The organism is Rhodococcus artemisiae (assembly GCF_036327795.1).
Lineage (GTDB): Bacteria > Actinomycetota > Actinomycetes > Mycobacteriales > Mycobacteriaceae > Rhodococcus > Rhodococcus artemisiae.
Genome location: NZ_JAUTXY010000002.1, coordinates 529,379 through 547,289, shown reverse-complemented (window position 1 = coordinate 547,289; position 17,911 = coordinate 529,379). Strand labels below are relative to the sequence as shown.

Genomic DNA, 17,911 nt, shown 5'->3' with positions numbered 1-17,911 from the left:
TAGTACGGAAAGACGCAAAGGGGTGGGAGTTACCGGCCCAGCCACACAGGTCGGCGCTTCTCGGCGAACGCGCGAGGGCCTTCTTTCGCGTCCTCTGTGGCCCGGTTCGCAGCAGTCTCGATCAGATTTCTTTCCCAGGCATCATGTTCGGTGACGAACTCGCGGTCGACGATGCCCGCCACCACACGCTTGGTGGCCTGCACAGCGAGCGGGGCCTGCCGGCCGATGATCTCGGCCATCGCGAACGCTTCGTCGAGAGCACGACCGGGCGGTACGACACGGTTGACGAGTCCCCACGCGTGGGCCTCGGCGGCGGTGAAACGGCGGCCCAGCAGCAGGAGTTCCATGGCGATCGGCCGAGGCAGCCACGCAGGCAACCGCACTGCCGCGCCGGAGGAGGCAACGAGGCCGTTGCCGACCTCGGGGAGAGAGAACACGGCACTCTCCGCTGCCACGACAAGGTCACATGCAAGGACGATCTGAGCTCCGCCTCCGACCGCAAAACCATTGACTGCCGCGATGATCGGCTGGTCAATGGGGTGCCGGCACACTCCGCCGAAACCCCACGCTTCCTTGTCAGGGGCCGAGGGTTCGAGGGACTGCCCTTCGGACATCGCTACGAGGTCACCGCCACCACAGAACGCCTGCTCGCCGGCGCCGGTGAGGATTACCACCCGCACCTCCGGGTCGTGGTGGGCGCGTTCGAGGGCATCGCCGATCTGTCCGGCCATGTCCGCATTCATCGCGTTGCGGGCGTGCGGTCTGTTGAGTGTGATGGCAAGGACGCCGTCGCGGAGTTCGGTCAGCACCGCCGGTGCCGCGACATCGGTTCGAGTCGAGGTCATGACTTCTGTCCTTCCGGGCTGCCGGTGAACGGTACAGCGACCCTGTGTATCCGAGCCCGCCATGTATCGAGGTGGTCGGGGTTCGCGCCGTGGTCGAGCATCCACTGCGCCGGTCCCCCGGGTGCCGCCGTGAGTTGCTCGACAATCGGTGCAATCGCGTCGGCGGGTGCGCGCAGGAACTGCTCGGCGAGCGGTGGGGAGTTGCGGGTACGGACACCCACCTCGAGCCACCGGTCCATGAGGTCGAACAAGGCTTCTTCGCTGCGGACGTAGTCGTCGACGACGGCGTCCGGCTCGACACCCGCCGCAAGCAGCAGCACCGCGACGAGGACGCCCGTGCGGTCCTTGCCTGCCGTGCAGTGAAGCAGGACGGCACCGTCGGGTTCGACGACGCGCGCGAGGATTTCCCCCACCCTGGTTTCGTTGTAGTGAAGCATGCGTGTGTAGAGCGATTGCAGATCGACCGGACGGGCGCCGGGTGCTGCCGAATCGAACAGCGGCATGTGGTGTACCACCGTGCCGGTCGGCCAGCCGTACGCGAACCGATCACGTTCGGTGTCACCGCGCAGGTCGATGATGGTGCTCGGTGGCCAGGATTCGAGCGCGGGAAGCACCGAGTCGCCCGGATACGGAGCGTCGCCGCGGTACAGGACCCCATGTGCGGTCACTCCCCCGCCGACGAGCGGCAGCCCGCCCACGTCGCGGAGGTTGACAAATCCGCGTGCTGTCATTGGGACCATCGTGCCGCGAGGAACGAACCGGGTGCCATCGTGTCGACAGCCACGAAGCGGTGCGTGAAGAGCCAGCGGTCGCCGACCGGCACGAAGGCGTCCCGGTACCGGCCCCAGTGGTCGGCACCGTCTGGTCCGAACACCACGAAGTAGGCACGCGTCTCGATGCGCTCGGGCGTGATCGAATCGAAATTCAGATTGGCGACGAAATGTCGTTGAAAGAACTTCGCGCCTGACGTGGTGCGTGGCGGGTCGGCCGACGTCGCGCTTCCGCCGAGCAAGTCGACGATCGCGTCCCGGCCCGTCGCGGTGGACCGGCCCTTGATTTCGAGTGTTCCGTCCGGGGCGAAGCATTCGGCGAGCTCGGTGAGCTTTCCACCGTCACCTGCATGCGCGTAACGGGCGACCGTGTCGCGGACGCTTTCGCGGGCGTGAAGTTCCGACAGATCCATCGTCACGACACCGTCACCGCCTCGTCGCTCTGCTTCGGTGCAGGTCGATAGCACGCCCCGAGCAGGATGCCGGCCGCGGCCAGGCCACCGATCAGCGCAATTGCGCCGCCGACCCAACCGTCGAGCAGATTGTTGCCGAAGATCAGGTGATCGAAGCTCGCGCTGCCGGCGCCCATGATTGCGACGACCACAGCTCCCCCGGCGAGTACGAGGTTGTACTCCCAACCGTCGGCAGCCACGAAGAAGCCCTTACCTCGGTGCACGGTCCACGCGGCAATGAACATCAGCGAGACGAACCCGGCCGCCGCGAACGGGGTGAGAAGACCCAGCGCGAGCGCTAGGCCTGCAGCTACTTCGGTAAGGGCGGCAAGCCACGCATGTACCTTGCCGGGTCGCATACCCATACTGTCGAACCATCCGGCCGTTCCGGGGATGCGGCCACCGCGGAAGAGCTTGCCGTATCCGTGGGCGGCCATCGTCAACCCCAGTAGCACTCGGAGTATCACCAGGCCGGTGTCGATCGTGTCCACTTCAGCTCCGTTTCACTCGACATGGTCATTCGCGGACGGATGTGTTGCCGGTGCCACACCAATCCTGCTAAACAAGTATTACCTGTATAACTAGGTTATCGGCAAGGGTAGCCGTTTCACACCCAGGTCGACAGCCCTGCGCCGCTGCTCTTGCGAACGAAAGGTTACTTTTCCATGGATCTCACCAACGCGTCCGCCGCGGTCACCGGCGGAGCCTCCGGCCTCGGACGAGCGACGGCCGAGGCGTTCATCGCGCGAGGCGTCCCGACCGTCATCATCGACCTGCCGACCTCGGACGGCGAGACCGTAGCCAAGGAACTCGGCGACCTCGCGACGTTCGCACCCGCGGACGTCCGCGACTCGGATGCCGTCGACGCCGCCCTCGCCGAGGCCGAAAAGAAGGCTCCACTGCGCGCCGTCGTGCACTGCGCCGGCCGCGGCGGCAAGCTGCGCCTCGTCGAGAAGGACGGCACTCCCGGCAGTCTCGACCTCTACCAAGAGGTCGTCGACATCAACCTCGTCGGCAGCTTCAACGTGCTGCGTCTCGCCGCAGCACGCATGGTCAAGAACGAGGAGGTCGGCGGGGAGCGCGGCGTCGTCATCATGACCGCGTCCGTCGCAGCCTTCGAAGGCCAGATCGGCCAGGTGCCCTACGCCTCTGCGAAGGCGGGCATCGTGGGCCTGACGCTCGTCGGAGCACGCGACCTGGCACGCAAACTGGTCCGCGTCGTCACGATCGCTCCCGGCACATTCGAGACACCGATCCTGAACAACATTTCCGACAAGGTCCGCGAATCTCTTGCATCGCAGGTTCCGCACCCGTCGCGCCTGGGCGTGCCGGCCGAGTACGCCAAGCTGGCCCTGTCGATCGTCGACAACGCCATGATCAATGGCGAAACCATCCGGATCGACGGCGCAATTCGCATGGGTCCCGTGTAGATTCTGCATTCCCCGAACAACCCCTGCAGCGGGGCCGACCGATGCGATCATCGGTCGGCCCCTCCTCAGCGTTGTATCGGTGCTGAGCCGCTCAATCCGAGGACGCGATCTCCCTGGCCTTCTCGTCGATGAAGGCGTCCCAGTCCGACGCTCGTTGCACGAGGACGTCACGAACCTGAGCGTCAGTCGGCAACCAGAAGGTGCCGTCGACGATTGCGTCGGCAACCTGCTCACCGACAACCTCCGGTTCCAGGAATCCGAACTGTGTTCCAGGGCCCCGGGTTCCGGTGGCAGGACCGAAACCCGAAGGCAGTGACGCGGCGATGTTGGTCCGGACCGGTCCCGGGCACAGCAAAGTGACACCGATGCCTTTGGGTCGCAGGTACAAGGCCAGCCCTTCGGAGATCTGCACGATCGCTGCCTTGCTTGCTGCGTACGGCAGACGGTCGTATGCGTAGGTGTACAACCCTGCGAAAGAGGCGGTATTGACGATGTGCCCGCTGCCCTGTTCGACGAGCAACGGCAGAAAGGCGTCGTTGCTGCGCACCACGGACAACAGGTTGATGTTGATAACCCGCTGCCACTCGTGGACCGGGATGTGGTCGGGCAGACCGCGGGTGAGCACACCGACGTTGTTCATCACGATGTCGACTCGCCCATAGGCGTCCAATGCGAACGCCTTCAGTTCCTCGAATGCACTCTCACCGCCGACGTCACAGCGCACGCCGGTCGCGCTGCCACCACTTCCGATGATGTCGCTCGCGACGGCGGCCGCGCCGGTGGCGTCGATGTCGGCGACGATCACCTGAGCTCCGCGCCGCGCAAGCGAGTGAGCAGTTGCCCGGCCGATACCGCTCGCACCACCGGTGATGACGGCGGTCTTTCCTTGCACAGTGTCCATGGTTACGAATTCCTTACGAGAGTGGCGTCGATCGGTTTCCCGGAGGGATCCGGAAGGTCGAACTCGACGGCAGACGTCAGACCTCCGTCGACGAGCAGGTCGGTGCCTGTGATGAAAGCGGCCCGGTCGGAGCAGAGAAACTCCATCGCGTCACAGATTTCGTCGAGGGTGCCGACCCGTGCGAGCGGGCTGCGCTGGAACAGTGCGCGCTTCTTCGGGTTCTCTCGGAATTCGAGTTCCCCCATCGGCGTTTCGATAATTCCCGGCGATAGCGACACGATGCGCGCACCACGCTCCGCGAACCGGGTGACGAGACGACGAGCCATCCGGATCTCCCCGAACTTGGAGAACTGGTACCCCTCCATAGCCGTCAGCTCCCGGCCGAGCGCCACTTCGAGATCATCGAGAAACGACTCGGCCAACGGATCGTCGAGCAACGCCGTTACCTCGGAGCCCGCGGCTACTCTGTGCCCGGCGACCGACGACACGAGAACCGCCACGCCACCCGGTGCGATCACCGGCAGAACAACCTCGACGACCGTCGCGGCGCCGACCAGATTCACATGCATGATGCGCCGCCCATCGGCCATACTCGGCGACAAACCCGCGACGAGCGCAACCACATCGACTGATCCGAGTTCGGCACTACGTCGCACCATTTCGGCAACCGACTCCGGCCGCGTGACATCACAGGCGATAGCTACGGCATGGAGTCCGTCCTCCGCGAACGCCCGGGCGACCGCCTCGCTCTTGCCCACATCCCTGTTCGCCAGGACGACGAGATGATCGGTTGCCAACCTGCGCGCGCAGGCCTGGCCCATGCCACCGCTGCCCCCGATCACGATCGCTACAGGCAACGCATTTCCAGTGGTGTCCATTGTCGATTGCTCCCTCACGCCGAGTGGAAAGTGTCAGAAAACATCAGCCGACGACGCTGCGTTTCCTCAAATCTGTGATAGCTGCTTCACCGAATCCGAGTTCGGTGAGGACCGAGTCCGTGTGATCGCCGGCCATACAACCGCCCTCGGCTTGTGTGGACGATCGTGAGAACCGAACGGTCGGGCCCATCCGGAGGTGTTCATCGAAGATGGGACTCATCGCCGCAGTGCAATATTCCGCCGACGCCGCATCGTTTGTCTGCAGGTGCCGCTCCGGCCGGATTTCGGTCACTTCGACACACCCAACGTCGGCGCGGGTCAGCACCTGCTCCCATTCCGCAGCGGGCTTGCGGGCGAATGCCTCGGCGAGGGCGTCGGCGAGAGACGCGTCGTTGTCGTGGCGGGCGACAGAGGTGGCAAAGTGTGGGAGCTTCAGATCTACCTTGGCGGCCATTGCCGCCACCAGCGCGGCCCATTCGGAATCCTGTGGTGCCGCTAGGAAAACCCAGCCGTCGGCCGCACGATACATCCGGTAGAGCGCGGAGAAGCCGTAGCCACCGGCATCCACGGTCGGGGGCGCGGGCTTGCCGGGGTAGTCGATGACCCGATCGAGCAGGGCGTGGTTCGCCGAGGCGATCATGGTAGTGGTGAGTGTGCCCATCGGCCGGCCTCGCTTGCGGGCCAGCAGGCCGAGCAGCATCGCGGACGCCACAGCCATGGCTGCGACTCCATCGGCCTGAATTGTAGGAACCGCTGTGGCGGCGTTGAGTCGGGCTGCCGCGACCTTGACCTCGGCGAGCGAGCCGGTAGCGGCATCCGCCGCATCGGGCGCATCGGTCAACGCAAACCCGAACGCGGCACCGATCGACGGTGCATATGCGGGCCGGGTCCCGAACGGTCCGCTGGTGCCGTAGCCGGAGGCATTGAGATAAACCAGATCCGGATTGATTGCCTTCAACGTCTCGGCATCGATCTTGGCACGCTCCACGGCTCCGGCTCGGAAACTTTGCAGCACGACGTCGGCCTTCTCGACAAGGCTGTGGGCGATGCGCAGGCCCTCGTCAGTGCTCAGGTCCAGGCAGATGCTCTCCTTCCCCTGCATCACCTTGGCTCCACCGGCTTCCGGGAAGGGCGCAACTCTGCGGATCGTGTCGCCCTCGAGGCTCTCCACCTTGATTACCCGTGCACCCAGATCAGTCAACAGCGTCGTACCGTACGGGCCCGCGAACTGCAGCGCGAACTCCACGATAGTAATCCCCGATAGCGGAAACTCCTCTGCAGCAGCGTTTTCTGCGGTCTCAGCACGGTTGCGATCATGGTCGGCTCGTCCGCGCAGTTCTGCGCCATGCTCGTCCACACCGGGAGCACGGCGCGGTGGGCACAACGGTTGCTCCTCACAGTGAACAAGTGTGGACGGCTGCCGTATCTTGCCAATCGACCGGTCCTCGAATACCGCGACGCGACCGTCGTACGCCAGTTGCGGATGGCCCAAGATGTCGGCCCCGCCGCGGAAGACTTCCGCCATGATGTCGGGATTCGTCTCGAGCACCTGTTGCCATTCGGCCAGCGTCCGCTCCCCGACCTTGCGGATCATGGCCTCCCACAGTTCGGTTCGCAGCTCTTGCGTCTCGAGCGCGGGGAATCCGGTCCACTTCGGGTCGGCGAGGATCTCGGAAAAGCCGAACTCGGCGAGCATGGCGATGAGCAGTCGTGGCTCGACCTGCGCGAATTGCAGCCAGTGCCCATCCTTCGTCGGTGCGATCAACAGCGGATAGATCAACGACGCCTGCGGCTCCATGTTCTCGTCGAATGCGTCGACGCTCTGGTAGGCATCGGGCCACCGCACACTGACCATTTCGGTGAACCAGGTCCACGTGTCCAGCGCAGTGACACCCCTGACCAGGTCGGCCTGGACATTCTGGCCCCGGCCCGTGGATTCACGATCGAGAAGGGCGGCGAGAATTCCGTGCAGCGCGGTCTGTGCAGCACCCCAGCCGGCGTATGGCACCGAGACGAACGCCGGCCCCGGGCGGGCGACCATCGCCTTCTTGGCGTGGAAGGTTCCGAGTTTGGCCATGACCAGGCCCTCGTAACCCTTCAGATCGGCCCACGGCCCGGAAGGCCCCCAGCCGGTGATCGAAGCACTGACCAGCCGCGGATTGAGCCGCTCGAGAGCAACGGGATCCAAGCCGAGACGCTCCGCGGTCCGAGGACGCCACGTGCTGACCAGGACGTCCGCGCCCGCGATCAGGCCGTCGGCGACGGCACGGTCGTTCGCATCTTTCAGATCCAGCACGATACTGCGTTTGCCGCGCGCCAATCCGGGCCATCCCGGCTGTGCGCGGAGCGGGCTTCCACCGGGCGGCTCGACGCAGATCACGTCAGCGCCGCCATCGGCGAGGAACTGAGTGACCTGCGCTCCCGGTGAAGTCGCCGAGAAATCGATGACCGTGAGGCCTGCAAGCGGAGCCACATCGGTTTCGCGCGAAGTGAATCGACCTTTTTGCGTGGTATTCATTTCAGTTCCTCGGATGCTCGCTACGAAAGGTGTTGTCAGCCGATGCCTGCGCCGCCGTCGATACGCACGGTCTGACCGGTGATCCAGTCACCGCCCGTTCCGCACAGGTACGCGATCGCCTCGTACAGGTCCCGGCTGGTGCCGACTCTTTTGATTGCGTTGCCGGCAACGATCGACTCGGCAGCGCCGAGTTGACCTTGCGCCGCTTCGAAGGCCGAGATGCCCGGCGCAATGCAATTGACCGTGATGCCGTGGTCCCCGACCTCCCGCGCCATGCCCTCGGTCATTCGCTCGACCGAGTTCTTGGTGAGCCCATATACGTTTCCGCCCGAGCGGGAAGCCATCGACGACACATTGACGATGCGCCCGAAACCTTTCTCGCGCATCACCGGAACGGCGGCTTGGAAGCATTTCAGTGTGCCGGTGACATTGACAGACCACGCGGCGTCCCACAGGTCGTCGGGGCAGTCGAGCAAGCCGGCGTCGGCGAGTCCCCGCCACAGCCCGGCGTTGTTGACCAGGACGTCGAGTCGGCCGAATTCTGCCCGCACCTTTTCGATCATCGCTTCGACGCTTCTACGGTCGGTCACGTCGACGTCGATCCCGACGCATCGCGGGCCCTCCAGGGACGCTTCGGCGGCAGCAGACTGGGTGTCACGCACGTCCGCAACTACCACATTGGCGCCGTCCTGGGCGAAATACCGGGCGTAGTCCCGACCGAGCCCTCGGGCTGCCCCGGTCACGATCACCACGCGTTCTTCGAACCGTTTCACAGCACAACCCTCCGGATCATCCGCTCGCTTCGAGGCGAGTGGACAGAGCACTAACTGAAAATCGAGTTTTCAGTTTCCGGTGTAGTGTTCATCACACAGCATTGGACTGTCAACCCGAAACCGTTGGAGGACAAGACCTCATGCCGCCGCAGCAACGTCGCCGACCCGGTCCGCAGCCCCTTCACGAACCGGCCGAGGAACGCTCGATGATGATCAAAGCTGCCTACCGCGTGCTGTCACTCGAGCAATCCCATCCGGTGACGGTCAGCGCCATCTGCGCCCAGGCCGGGTTGTCGACACGGTCGTTCTATCGTCATTTTCGCTCCAAGGACGATCTACTCCTGGCAGTCCTGACAGAGGAGACGAACCGTGCCGCAGACGAACTCGCCGACAGATTACGCAAGGCGGGCCCGCCGATGGCCGGACTCGAAGAGTGGATTCGGTTCTTCCTGTCTTTGTCATCCGAACCCCGCCGGCGCCGACGGGTCAAGGTTATGGACTCTCCTGAGATCATCCGCGCAGTCGGTTATGCGGCCACTATGGAGCAGATCTCAGCACGGCACCGCGACCCACTCGTCCTCATCCTTCGTCAAGGTGCAGCAGACGGCTCGTTCCGGACCTCCACGCCGGAATCCGACGCTGCGATCATCCAGGACATCGTCATGAACGCCTCCTTCAGGCGGCGCCGCGAGTCCGTCGACGAGAACCACCACATCGGCTTCGCCCAAATCATCGACTTCGTTTCGAGGGCCATAGGGCCCGACTCATAGCCGAGTCTGTTCAGTCGACGGCAGCGACGACAGCCTGTAAAGGCGTCCGCCAACGCTCATGCGGCAGCACGACGCAACTTCGTTCGACCTCGGCGACGCTGGTGTAACCCAGCAGACCGAGAGCGTTCTCCGTCTCGTCCTGCATGATGTCGAGCACCCGGCGCACGCCGGCTTCGCCACCCACCGCCAGTCCGTACAGATACGGGCGGCCGATGAGCACCGCCCGGGCGCCGAGCGCGAGCGCCTTCGCGACGTCGGTGCCGCGACGCACGCCCCCATCGAGGTAGACCTCGGTCCGACCTGCGACGGCCTCGACGACGTCGGGCAACGCTTCGATCGTCGAGGTCGCAGTATCGAGCTGGCGACCTCCGTGATTGGACACGACAATGCCGTCGGCTCCCAAATCCACGAGTCGCGCGGCCTGGTCCCCGCGCAGCACGCCCTTGATCACCAGCGGCCCGTCCCACAGCTCGCGAACGAGGCGGATGTCGTCTTCGGTCACGGGCCGCAGCGCGCTCGACAGCGCGTTCCCGGCTTCCTTCATCGACAACACCTTGCGGTTGAATCCGAGAGTCCCACGCCCCACTCCGCCGCGTACGAAGTCCAGGGCCCACGATGGCCGGATTGCAGTTTGCGCCAATAGTTTCGGAGAGATCCGTAGAGGTACAGAGAAGTTGCTACGGGAATCGCGTTCCCGCAGGCCCTTCGTGGGGGTGTCGATCGTGACGCAGAGAGCGTCGAATCCTGCGGATGCCGCACGGCGGATGACCTTCTCCGGACTGCGCCCACCCGGCGGAAAATACAGCTGAAACCATTTCGGGCCGGTGGCCTCGGCGGCAACGTCCTCGAGTTTGTAGCTGCTCACCGTACTGAGTGCGAACGCGGTACCCGCCTTGCCCGCGGTTCGTGCGACGGCGAGTTCGGCGTCGCGGTGTGCCATACGTTGGTACCCAGCAGGGCCCAGCAGCACCGGCATCGACACGCGTTGCCCGAGGACGGTCGTCGAGGTATCGACCTCGGCGATGTCGACGAGATTACGTGGCCGAAGCTTGATCTCGTCGAAGGCAAGGGAGTTTGCCGAAATAGTGAGTTCGTCGCCGGCGCCTCCGGCAATGACGTCGAACACCGGAGCAGGAAGCCGCCGCCGTGCGGCACGTTCCACATCTGCGAGATTCAGCAAACGTTCGAGTTCCATCTGATCACCTTGTCTGCCGTCCGATGCCACGCCACCAACTACCATTGCTCAGATAGGTAACTACGTCAACCTCGGGCGAACTGTCAAGAAACGTCGGTGAGCGAGAGCGCAGCTACCAAATCGTGAACCACGTCGCCGGGCTTGTCCCGGGCCGTTTCCCACACAACGTCGGTGCTGATCCGCAGGTTCGCGTCGACAAGCTGCAACAGAACCACCGGCTCACCGGTAAACGCCTTGTGCGATTGGCCGGACGACACCGCCACGAATGTAAATGCCGGCCCGGTCGCAACGATCTGGGCCACGTCGGCGAGGTTGTGGCTGTCGATGGTGAGACGCGCGTGAATCCCGGCTCGTGTGAGCAAAGCGTCGGTGCGACCGTAGAGCACCGAATCGGCATCGTGCCGTATGGACGCATACGGCAGGTCGACGAGTTCCTCCAACCTCACCTCGGTCCGCGTATCGAATCCGATCCCCCGCGTCACCGCCACGACAGCCGACTCCGAGTGGAGCCTCCGGTGACGAAACCGCGGGTCCCGGGAGGGACTGTGCACGAAGGCGAGGTCGACCTCGCGTCGCCGCAACGCCTCGTACAGAGGCCCGGTACTCGCCGGTTCGATGCGCACCTGGAGATCAGGGCTGTGCCGGCGGATCCGCTCGAGAGAATTGGTGCGCAGTTCGGTCGGCACGTCCGGCGCGATTCCGATGACGGCTACGCGCGCCACCGCCGCCCCGAGAGCCCCCGGAATGACATCGAATGTCTCCAGCGCCTGCCGCGCGAGCGGGAGCAAGGCCTCACCAGCGTCGGTCAGCGCCACCCGATGGTGACTGCGGAGGAACAGTTCACGGCCGAGTTCCCGCTCGAGGCTGCGGATTCGCTGGCTCAGCGGCGGCGCAGCCATGTGCAGTCGCTGCGCGGCCCGACCGAAGTGGAGTTCCTCCGCGACCGCGACGAAGTAGCGCAGGTGCCGAACCTCCATTCGGCCACCTTACAAGGGTCATGACCATTGCGGTCATGTTCATGCACACACAACGGTCCTGGTCGCGGCGAGTAACCGCTCCGTAGCGTCCGGGGAAGGAGCAACTGCAAGTACGAACGTAAGGACGCGCACATGAGCCGACCTGCCATCCGCATCGCCAACTTCTCCGCCTACTCGGGCGACCGGCCGACCGCACTCGCGGAGGTCCTGGAGGGCGACCCGGTCGACGTCCTGATCGGCGATTACCTCGCCGAGATCACCCTGGCACCGATGGCCCTGCACTACCGACGCGACCCGTCCAAGGGCTACGCGGAGACATTCGTCGAGCACTTGCGTCCGCACCTGGCGATGATCGCCGAGCGTGGCCTCAAAGTCGTCGCCAATGCCGGTGGGTTCAATCCGGCCGGTCTGGCCGACGCACTGCGGGCCGACATCGCAGCGTGCGGCACGGATCTACGTGTCGCGCACGTCGACGGCGACAACCTTCTCGACACCCTCGACGAGTTGCGCAGCAACGGCCATGAACTCGAGCATCTCGACACCGGACGCCCCTTCTCCGACTGGGGCTTCGAGCCGATCTCCGCGAACGCATATCTGGGCGGCTGGGGTATCGCCGCAGCCCTGGAAGCCGGAGCGAGCATCGTCGTCACCGGGCGAGTATCTGACGCGTCGCTCGTCGCCGGCCCGTCGGCGTGGTGGCACGGCTGGGGCCGGGAGGACTGGGGCCGGCTGGCAGGTGCGGTCACGGCGGGTCATGTCATCGAGTGCGGGCCGCATGCGACCGGCGCCAACTTCTCCGGATTCACGCAGATCCCCGGCGTCGAACACGCCGGCTACCCGATTGCCGAGGTCGCCGAGGACGGCAGCAGCGTCATCACCAAGCACTCAGGGGCCGGTGGCGCGGTCACCGTCGACACCGTCACCGCCCAGTTTGTGTACGAGATCCAAGGACCACGATACCTGAACCCGGACGTGACAGTGCATTTCGACTCGATCGAAATCGAACAGGCCGGCGTCGACCGGGTTCGGATCAAGCCCGTCCTCGGCTCGCCGCCGCCTCCGACAACCAAGGTCGCGATCTTCGCGAAGATCGGTTATCAGGTGGTGCAGACGGTCTTCGTCACCGCTCCGCGTGTGGAAGACAAGATCGCCTTGCTCCGCCGACAATTGGATGCGGTCCTGGACGACGGCATCGATCGGTTGGAGATCACCCCGCTCGGGGTCGCCGCCGACAATCCACCGAACCAGTGGGCGGCGACCGTGCCGGTGCGTGTCATGGCCACGGCATCGACCCCGGAGCCGTTGAGCCGCTCCAAGTTCTCGGAAGCGCTCGACAGCCTCTACTGCGGCAGCATCCCCGGCTACTTCCTCGACGGGGGCGCGCAGCGGGTGACCAAGCCGTGGGCCCGCGTCGACTACTGGCCCGCACTGTTGCCGGCGACCGTGCTCTCGCATCGAGCGGTACTGGACGACAGCACCGCCATTTACATCGATGCCCCGACAACGACGCAGGCCCCGCAGAAGCTGGCGCATCCCGAACCCGCGTCCCGCACAGTCTCGCTCGACGACCGGCGTGTCGAGCTGGGAACCATTGCGCATGCCCGTAGCGGCGACAAGGGCGGAAACAGCAATATTGGTGTGTGGGTGTCGAATCCGGCAGCGTGGGATTGGTTGCGCTCAACCCTCACGTCGGAGGAGTTCCGACAGCTCGTACCCGAGACGAAGGAACTCGACATCGTTCGGCACGAGTTCCCACACCTGAATGCCGTGCACTTCATCCTGCGGGGTCTGCTCGGCACGGGCGGTTCGAGCAACATGCGGGTGGATCAGGTGGGTAAGGCCGTCGGGGAGTATCTGCTCGCCAAGCACGTCAGTGTGCCCGAGCACCTGCTCTGAACAGCGATCGAGGTCGCCCGTGAGCGGAGGCAGGTAGCCGTATCCGACGCCGGATGCGGCTACCTGCCCGTATCGTCACATCCGAAGCCGATTTCAGTTCACGACAGGTCTATCGTCGAGTCTCGCCGGCCGACCGAACGACCTCGGCCACAGTAACTTCGCTGTTCTCTGCGAGCAGGATCCTTTCGAGTGCTGTCCAATGCCGATTCCATTGCCCCGCAGCATCACCCGGATCACCCGAGGCCACTGCGTCGAGCATGCGCCCATATGACCGCCGAAGGCGCTGGTAGCCGGCTTCGTATCCATCCGGGTCCTCATACATTCTCGAGTCGGACACAGCCTCCGTATGCGACTCGAGAATGGAGTGCAGGGCTTCGGCCACCATCGCCAGGGTTGTGACACCCGACGCCCGGACGAGTGCACGGTGGAATCCCCATGCACCGCGCGTAAGAGATCTGGACCGAAACGCATCCGGCAGATCACGCTCAAGGACCACTCGCAGAGCGGGGATCCCGATGCCACCCTCTTCGGACACTGCGCGCCTGACCGCATTGTCCTCGAGCGCCCGGCACGCGGTGATCACGTCCGACAATGGAACTTTGCCCACAGCCAGTAGCAGCGATGCCGGCTTCGCGACGATCTCGGGCCCTGGCACGCATATCCGCGCCCCGCGCCGCGCACCGCGATGCACTTCGACCCAGGCCCTCTGACTCCAGAATCCGCACTGCTTCACGGATCGTGGTGCGGCTGACAGCGTATCGCGCACGCAGCTCGGCTTCGGACGCCAGTCTCGTCCCCCCTTCGATCCTGGCGTCGATGATGTATCTACGCGCGTACCGCGCCACGAGCTCCGCGGCCTTGGGTGTCTGGATCGGACTGATACTTTCGAGCATCGCACTCATCGCACTACCCCAGATCCCCCCTGTGCGGCCGCAGTCAGTTCTTCTTGACTTTGCCGGAACCTTCGAGGGCATCACGTAGTCCATCGCCGAAGGTGGAGAACGCCAGAACGGTGAGTACGATCATGACGGCGGGTGCAACATTCATGCCGGGGGCGGTGTAGACATTGTCGAACGCTTCACGCACCATCGAGCCCCACGACGTCTGCGGGGCCTGTACGCCGAGACCGAGGAAGCTCAGGCTCGCCTCGGCGACGGACACTGCGACCAGGGAAGCTGTAGACGAACTTCATCGCTGCCATCTCCGGTTGCCTTGGCTCGGTGAATGATTCGTCAGGTACTTGCCCCCAAGGGGACACGCTCTCACTCGGTTACCCACAGCCCGCGGGGCACCCACGCCAACGGGCTGGTCGTACCCGCGTAATCACTCTCCGCGCTGAACCCTCCGACACGAGTATTGACGATCCAGTGGTCGTCCAGCCATACGAGGGGGGCAGCGATCGCTTCTTCGACCAGGTATTTGTTGACCCGCTGATAGCGGGCAGCGCGTTTTGCGTCGTCGAGACGATTGTCCGCCGAATCCGCAAGCAAGGTAGTGAACTCCTGCGACATACCGCCCGGTTGGAATCGTGGCCCCCACCGGGTCGCGGCACCGGCACTGAACTCGGTGCCGGTCTGAGCGAATGTCAGCATTGCCGCGTTGCGACCTTCGATCCATTGAGACGAGATTGTCTGACCATCGATGACGATCGGTCGAACGCGGATACCGGCCTCCGCGAGCTGTTCGATGACGGCGTCCGATGTGCCGGGCACGATCGCCTGGGAAACCAGGAGATCACCCAGGTCGATACCTTTCGAGTAACCCGCTTCGGCGAGCAGAGCCCTCGCTCGTTCCGGATCGTATTCGTAGACATTCTCCAAAGCCGGTTCGTAAGCAGGGAATCCACGACGCGCATGCTGATGCGTCACCTCCGATCCCGGCATGAGCGCCTCCACGAGCGGCACACGGTCGATCGCATGGTTGATTGCCTGACGAACCTCCAGTTTGTCGAGCGGGGTGATCGACGAGTTGAGCACGATTTGAACGCCGGTGCCGGTGGGACCTGGACCACCTGGAGGTGATCTTGCCCCTTCGCGACATCACCGTAGCTCTGGTAATTACCGAGATCGACCTGCTCGCCGACCACAGCGTTGACATAGGACTGCTTGTCACTGATGGCCTGGAACGTCACAGTCTCGACACGCGCTGCATCCGGATCCCAATAGTTGTCGTGGTCTCGGACGAGCTCGAGGCGCTCGCGAGGCGTAAACGACGCCACGCTGTAGGCGTCCGAGCCGTTCGTTTCGATAGCGGGATCGCCATTGGCGATCAGGTCGGGATGCATGATGAAGCCTGAACATTCGGCCAGGACATAGGGAATCGTCGGCGTCGCCAGAGTGAGCCGGACCTCGTAGGGACCGACGACCTCTACCGCGGTCACGGGCTCCATACGCTTCTTGACAACCGGAGTATCCAGAGTGCGAGCTCGGTCGAGGTTGGTTTTGACAACCGCTGCGTCAAGCCTCGTACCCTCCCGGAAAACCACGTCGTCGCGCAACGTGAAGTTCAACCCCAGCCCGTCTTTGCTGTAAGTCCAGTTCTCGGCCAGCCGACCTTCCAGCTTGCCATCCTGATCAACCGAGAAGAGTTGGTCGTAAACCAGCGGCATCGTGCATAGCATCCACACGATCTCGGAGGTTGTGGCGTGCGGATCCAGCGTGGGAGTTCCTGCAACGTTGGCGACGTTGATTGTTCCGTTCGGATCGATCTCTCCGGAACGTTTCGGCCCCACTTGCTCCCGAACACCCGGCAAGTAGAACAGTGGCCATGCATGCGGCAAACGCAATCTTGGCCTTCGAGCACACTCTCATGTGTTTCCGCTCAGTGGTACTCGGTCCGAATGTGGCTCGTGCGGTGAGCAAGCCCGGTCAGAGGCAGTGCCGCACACGTGGATGAATCGGCCATCGTGAGGCTGCGGGACAGAATCCGATGCCGAGGTGCTCGGTCGAGTACCTCGATGACCACGTCCATGCCGCATGCCGAGTGTCCGGCCCCGAAGTGCGGGAGCCGGGCACTCGGCCACGAGAGTCAGGCGATGCCGATACCCTTGGTGAAGAGGAACTCCTCGATGCCGGCCTTACCGCCTTCCTTACCGAGACCGCTGAGCCCGAGGCCACCGAACGGGCGGTTGACGGGCAGGTTGACAGCACCGTTGATCAACACCTCACCGGTGACCAACTCTTCGGCGACCCGCAGACCACGCTTGAGATCCTTGGTGTGCACGTAACCGGACAATCCGTAGCGGGTGCCGTTGGCGATCTCGACCGCGTGCGCCTCGTCGCGGAACGGGATGATCGCGAGCACCGGCCCGAACACCTCGTTCTGCGCCAGATCCGACTGTGGGTCGACGTCGGCGAACACCGTCGGCTGCAGGAAGAACCCGCCCGCGAGATCGCCATCGAGCGCTGCCGGTCCACCACCGGTGACCAGGCGTGCGCCGTCTTCCTTCGCTTTGGCGATCACACCCTGGATCCGCTCGAATGCAGCCTGGTTTACCACCGGACCGGCGAAGGTACCCGCCGCGAACGGATCACCGACGACGATCTGTTCGGCGATGGCCTTGACGGTGGCCACGACCTGCTCGTAGATCGACTCCTGCACGAGCATCCGGGTGGGGAATGCACAGCCCTGTCCGGCCATCGCACCGACCGACATCATCGTGCCGATACCACACGCGGTCTGCAGGTCCGCGTCCTCGAAAATGATGTTGGCGGACTTGCCGCCGAGTTCGAGCACTGCAGGCTTCATCGTCGGCGCGCAGGCCGCGAGAATCTTCGATGCCGTGGCTGGACCACCGGTGAACGAGATCTTCTTGACCAGGGGGTGCTCGACGAGCGCAGCACCGGACGCGGCGTCGCCGGGCAGGATGTTGATCACGCCGGGCGGGAAACCTGCTTCGACAACAAGATCGGCGAACAGTTCCGCCGAGAACGGAGTCAGCTCGGACGGCTTCACCACCACGGTGTTGCCGGCCGCGACCGCGGGCGGGATCTTCATCGCCAACGAGATCAGCGGTCCGTTCCAGGTGATAATGATGCCCACCACTCCGTAGGGCTGACGCAGTGTGTAGCCGAGTTCTCCGTCTGCGGTCAGCGTCGATGTCACCTCGGCGGTGATCTTGTCGGCCCATCCCGCGTAGTACCGGGTCCACGCGATCGACTTCCCCACGAGGTTGGTAACAGTCCCCAATGCGGTGCCGTTGTCCATTACGCCCAGCCGGCCGAACTCTTCGGCGTTGGCCTCGATCAGATCTGCCAATCGATTCAACAGCCGAGCCCGATCCGCCGGAGCGGTGCGCTTCCACGATTCGAATGCCTCCGCGGCCGCATCCACAGCCCGATCGACTTCGACCGGTCCTGCCATCGGAATGGTCTTGTCGACCTTGCCGGTCACCGGGTTGACGTGATCGAACGTGCCTGCCGATCCTGCGGCCGACCGGTCGGCACCGATATGCAGATGAACGTCGGGACGGGTGAGATCGGTTACTACAGTAGTCATAATCGCTCC

General features: G+C 64.3%; 18 protein-coding genes and 1 pseudogene. 3 read left to right on the top strand and 16 right to left on the bottom strand.

All coding sequences use genetic code 11. From position 1 onward, the window contains the following. Positions 1–29: 29 nt before the first annotated feature. The 4 genes from Q7514_RS06885 to Q7514_RS06870 are packed head-to-tail and all read right to left on the bottom strand — an operon-like array spanning position 30 to position 2,558. Positions 30–845: an enoyl-CoA hydratase-related protein gene (locus tag Q7514_RS06885; RefSeq protein ID WP_330132500.1), complete on the bottom strand. Its 816-nt coding sequence runs from the start codon at positions 843–845 to the stop codon at positions 30–32. After that, the gene (locus tag Q7514_RS06880; protein WP_330132499.1) at positions 842–1,576 is read right to left on the bottom strand and encodes a tyrosine-protein phosphatase; all 735 of its coding nucleotides are present in this window, start codon (positions 1,574–1,576) and stop codon (positions 842–844) included. The genes Q7514_RS06885 and Q7514_RS06880 overlap by 4 nt, the downstream gene beginning before the upstream one ends. Next, complete coding sequence (locus Q7514_RS06875) at positions 1,573–2,028, bottom strand: nuclear transport factor 2 family protein (protein ID WP_330132498.1); 456 nt, start codon at positions 2,026–2,028, stop codon at positions 1,573–1,575. The genes Q7514_RS06880 and Q7514_RS06875 overlap by 4 nt, the downstream gene beginning before the upstream one ends. Positions 2,029–2,030: 2 nt before the next feature. Beyond that, on the bottom strand, positions 2,031–2,558 hold the full coding sequence (locus tag Q7514_RS06870; protein WP_330132497.1) for a DoxX family protein: 528 nt from the start codon (positions 2,556–2,558) through the stop codon (positions 2,031–2,033). Positions 2,559–2,732: 174 nt separating this feature from the next. Here Q7514_RS06870 and Q7514_RS06865 point away from each other — a divergent pair, with 174 nt between their 5' ends. Then, positions 2,733–3,497 carry an SDR family NAD(P)-dependent oxidoreductase gene (locus Q7514_RS06865; protein ID WP_330132496.1) on the top strand — a complete coding sequence of 255 codons (765 nt, stop codon included), beginning with the start codon at positions 2,733–2,735 and terminating at the stop codon, positions 3,495–3,497. A 91-nt stretch (positions 3,498–3,588) separates the two neighbouring features. Here the strand turns inward: Q7514_RS06865 and Q7514_RS06860 are convergent, their stop codons facing one another. The 4 genes from Q7514_RS06860 to Q7514_RS06845 are packed head-to-tail and all read right to left on the bottom strand — an operon-like array spanning position 3,589 to position 8,567. Beyond that, positions 3,589–4,398: an SDR family oxidoreductase gene (locus Q7514_RS06860; protein ID WP_330132495.1), complete on the bottom strand. Its 810-nt coding sequence runs from the start codon at positions 4,396–4,398 to the stop codon at positions 3,589–3,591. A gap of 2 nt (positions 4,399–4,400) precedes the next feature. After that, entirely contained in the window at positions 4,401–5,276 is an 876-nt protein-coding gene (locus Q7514_RS06855) for an SDR family oxidoreductase (protein WP_330132494.1), read from the bottom strand. A 43-nt stretch (positions 5,277–5,319) separates the two neighbouring features. Further along, positions 5,320–7,794 (bottom strand): CaiB/BaiF CoA-transferase family protein, encoded by a 2,475-nt coding sequence (locus Q7514_RS06850; protein ID WP_330132493.1) that lies wholly within the window; start codon positions 7,792–7,794, stop codon positions 5,320–5,322. Between the two features lie 35 nt (positions 7,795–7,829). After that, positions 7,830–8,567, bottom strand: coding sequence for an SDR family NAD(P)-dependent oxidoreductase (locus Q7514_RS06845; protein ID WP_330132492.1), 738 nt, complete (start codon positions 8,565–8,567; stop codon positions 7,830–7,832). Between the two features lie 206 nt (positions 8,568–8,773). On the opposite strand from Q7514_RS06845, the gene Q7514_RS06840 reads away from it, so the two are divergent. Continuing rightward, entirely contained in the window at positions 8,774–9,337 is a 564-nt protein-coding gene (locus Q7514_RS06840; protein ID WP_330132491.1) for a TetR/AcrR family transcriptional regulator, read from the top strand. Between the two features lie 10 nt (positions 9,338–9,347). On the opposite strand, the gene Q7514_RS06835 is transcribed toward Q7514_RS06840, so the two are convergent. Together Q7514_RS06835 and Q7514_RS06830 are read right to left on the bottom strand one after the other, a co-directional pair. Beyond that, positions 9,348–10,532, bottom strand: a complete 1,185-nt coding sequence (locus Q7514_RS06835; RefSeq protein ID WP_330132490.1) for an alpha-hydroxy acid oxidase — start codon at positions 10,530–10,532, stop codon at positions 9,348–9,350. Between the two features lie 83 nt (positions 10,533–10,615). Further along, the gene (locus Q7514_RS06830; protein WP_330132489.1) at positions 10,616–11,509 is read right to left on the bottom strand and encodes a LysR family transcriptional regulator; all 894 of its coding nucleotides are present in this window, start codon (positions 11,507–11,509) and stop codon (positions 10,616–10,618) included. Between the two features lie 132 nt (positions 11,510–11,641). Here Q7514_RS06830 and Q7514_RS06825 point away from each other — a divergent pair, with 132 nt between their 5' ends. Next, positions 11,642–13,405, top strand: coding sequence for an acyclic terpene utilization AtuA family protein (locus Q7514_RS06825; RefSeq protein ID WP_330132488.1), 1,764 nt, complete (start codon positions 11,642–11,644; stop codon positions 13,403–13,405). 109 nt (positions 13,406–13,514) lie between these two features. Here Q7514_RS06825 and Q7514_RS06820 read toward each other — a convergent pair whose 3' ends face one another. From Q7514_RS06820 to Q7514_RS06795, 6 genes and pseudogenes are all read right to left on the bottom strand, one after another. Continuing rightward, positions 13,515–14,060 (bottom strand): FCD domain-containing protein, encoded by a 546-nt coding sequence (locus Q7514_RS06820; RefSeq protein WP_330132487.1) that lies wholly within the window; start codon positions 14,058–14,060, stop codon positions 13,515–13,517. Positions 14,061–14,115: 55 nt separating this feature from the next. After that, positions 14,116–14,298, bottom strand: a pseudogene (locus tag Q7514_RS06815) (GntR family transcriptional regulator); the annotation flags it as partial. Between the two features lie 43 nt (positions 14,299–14,341). After that, entirely contained in the window at positions 14,342–14,566 is a 225-nt protein-coding gene (locus Q7514_RS06810) for a hypothetical protein (RefSeq protein WP_330132486.1), read from the bottom strand. Positions 14,567–14,667: 101 nt separating this feature from the next. Further along, complete coding sequence (locus Q7514_RS06805) at positions 14,668–15,381, bottom strand: ABC transporter substrate-binding protein (RefSeq protein WP_330132485.1); 714 nt, start codon at positions 15,379–15,381, stop codon at positions 14,668–14,670. Next, positions 15,270–16,136, bottom strand: a complete 867-nt coding sequence (locus Q7514_RS06800) for an ABC transporter substrate-binding protein (RefSeq protein WP_330132484.1) — start codon at positions 16,134–16,136, stop codon at positions 15,270–15,272. The genes Q7514_RS06805 and Q7514_RS06800 overlap by 112 nt, the downstream gene beginning before the upstream one ends. Positions 16,137–16,432: 296 nt before the next feature. Further along, positions 16,433–17,902, bottom strand: a complete 1,470-nt coding sequence (locus Q7514_RS06795; RefSeq protein ID WP_330132483.1) for an aldehyde dehydrogenase family protein — start codon at positions 17,900–17,902, stop codon at positions 16,433–16,435. Positions 17,903–17,911: the final 9 nt, after the last annotated feature.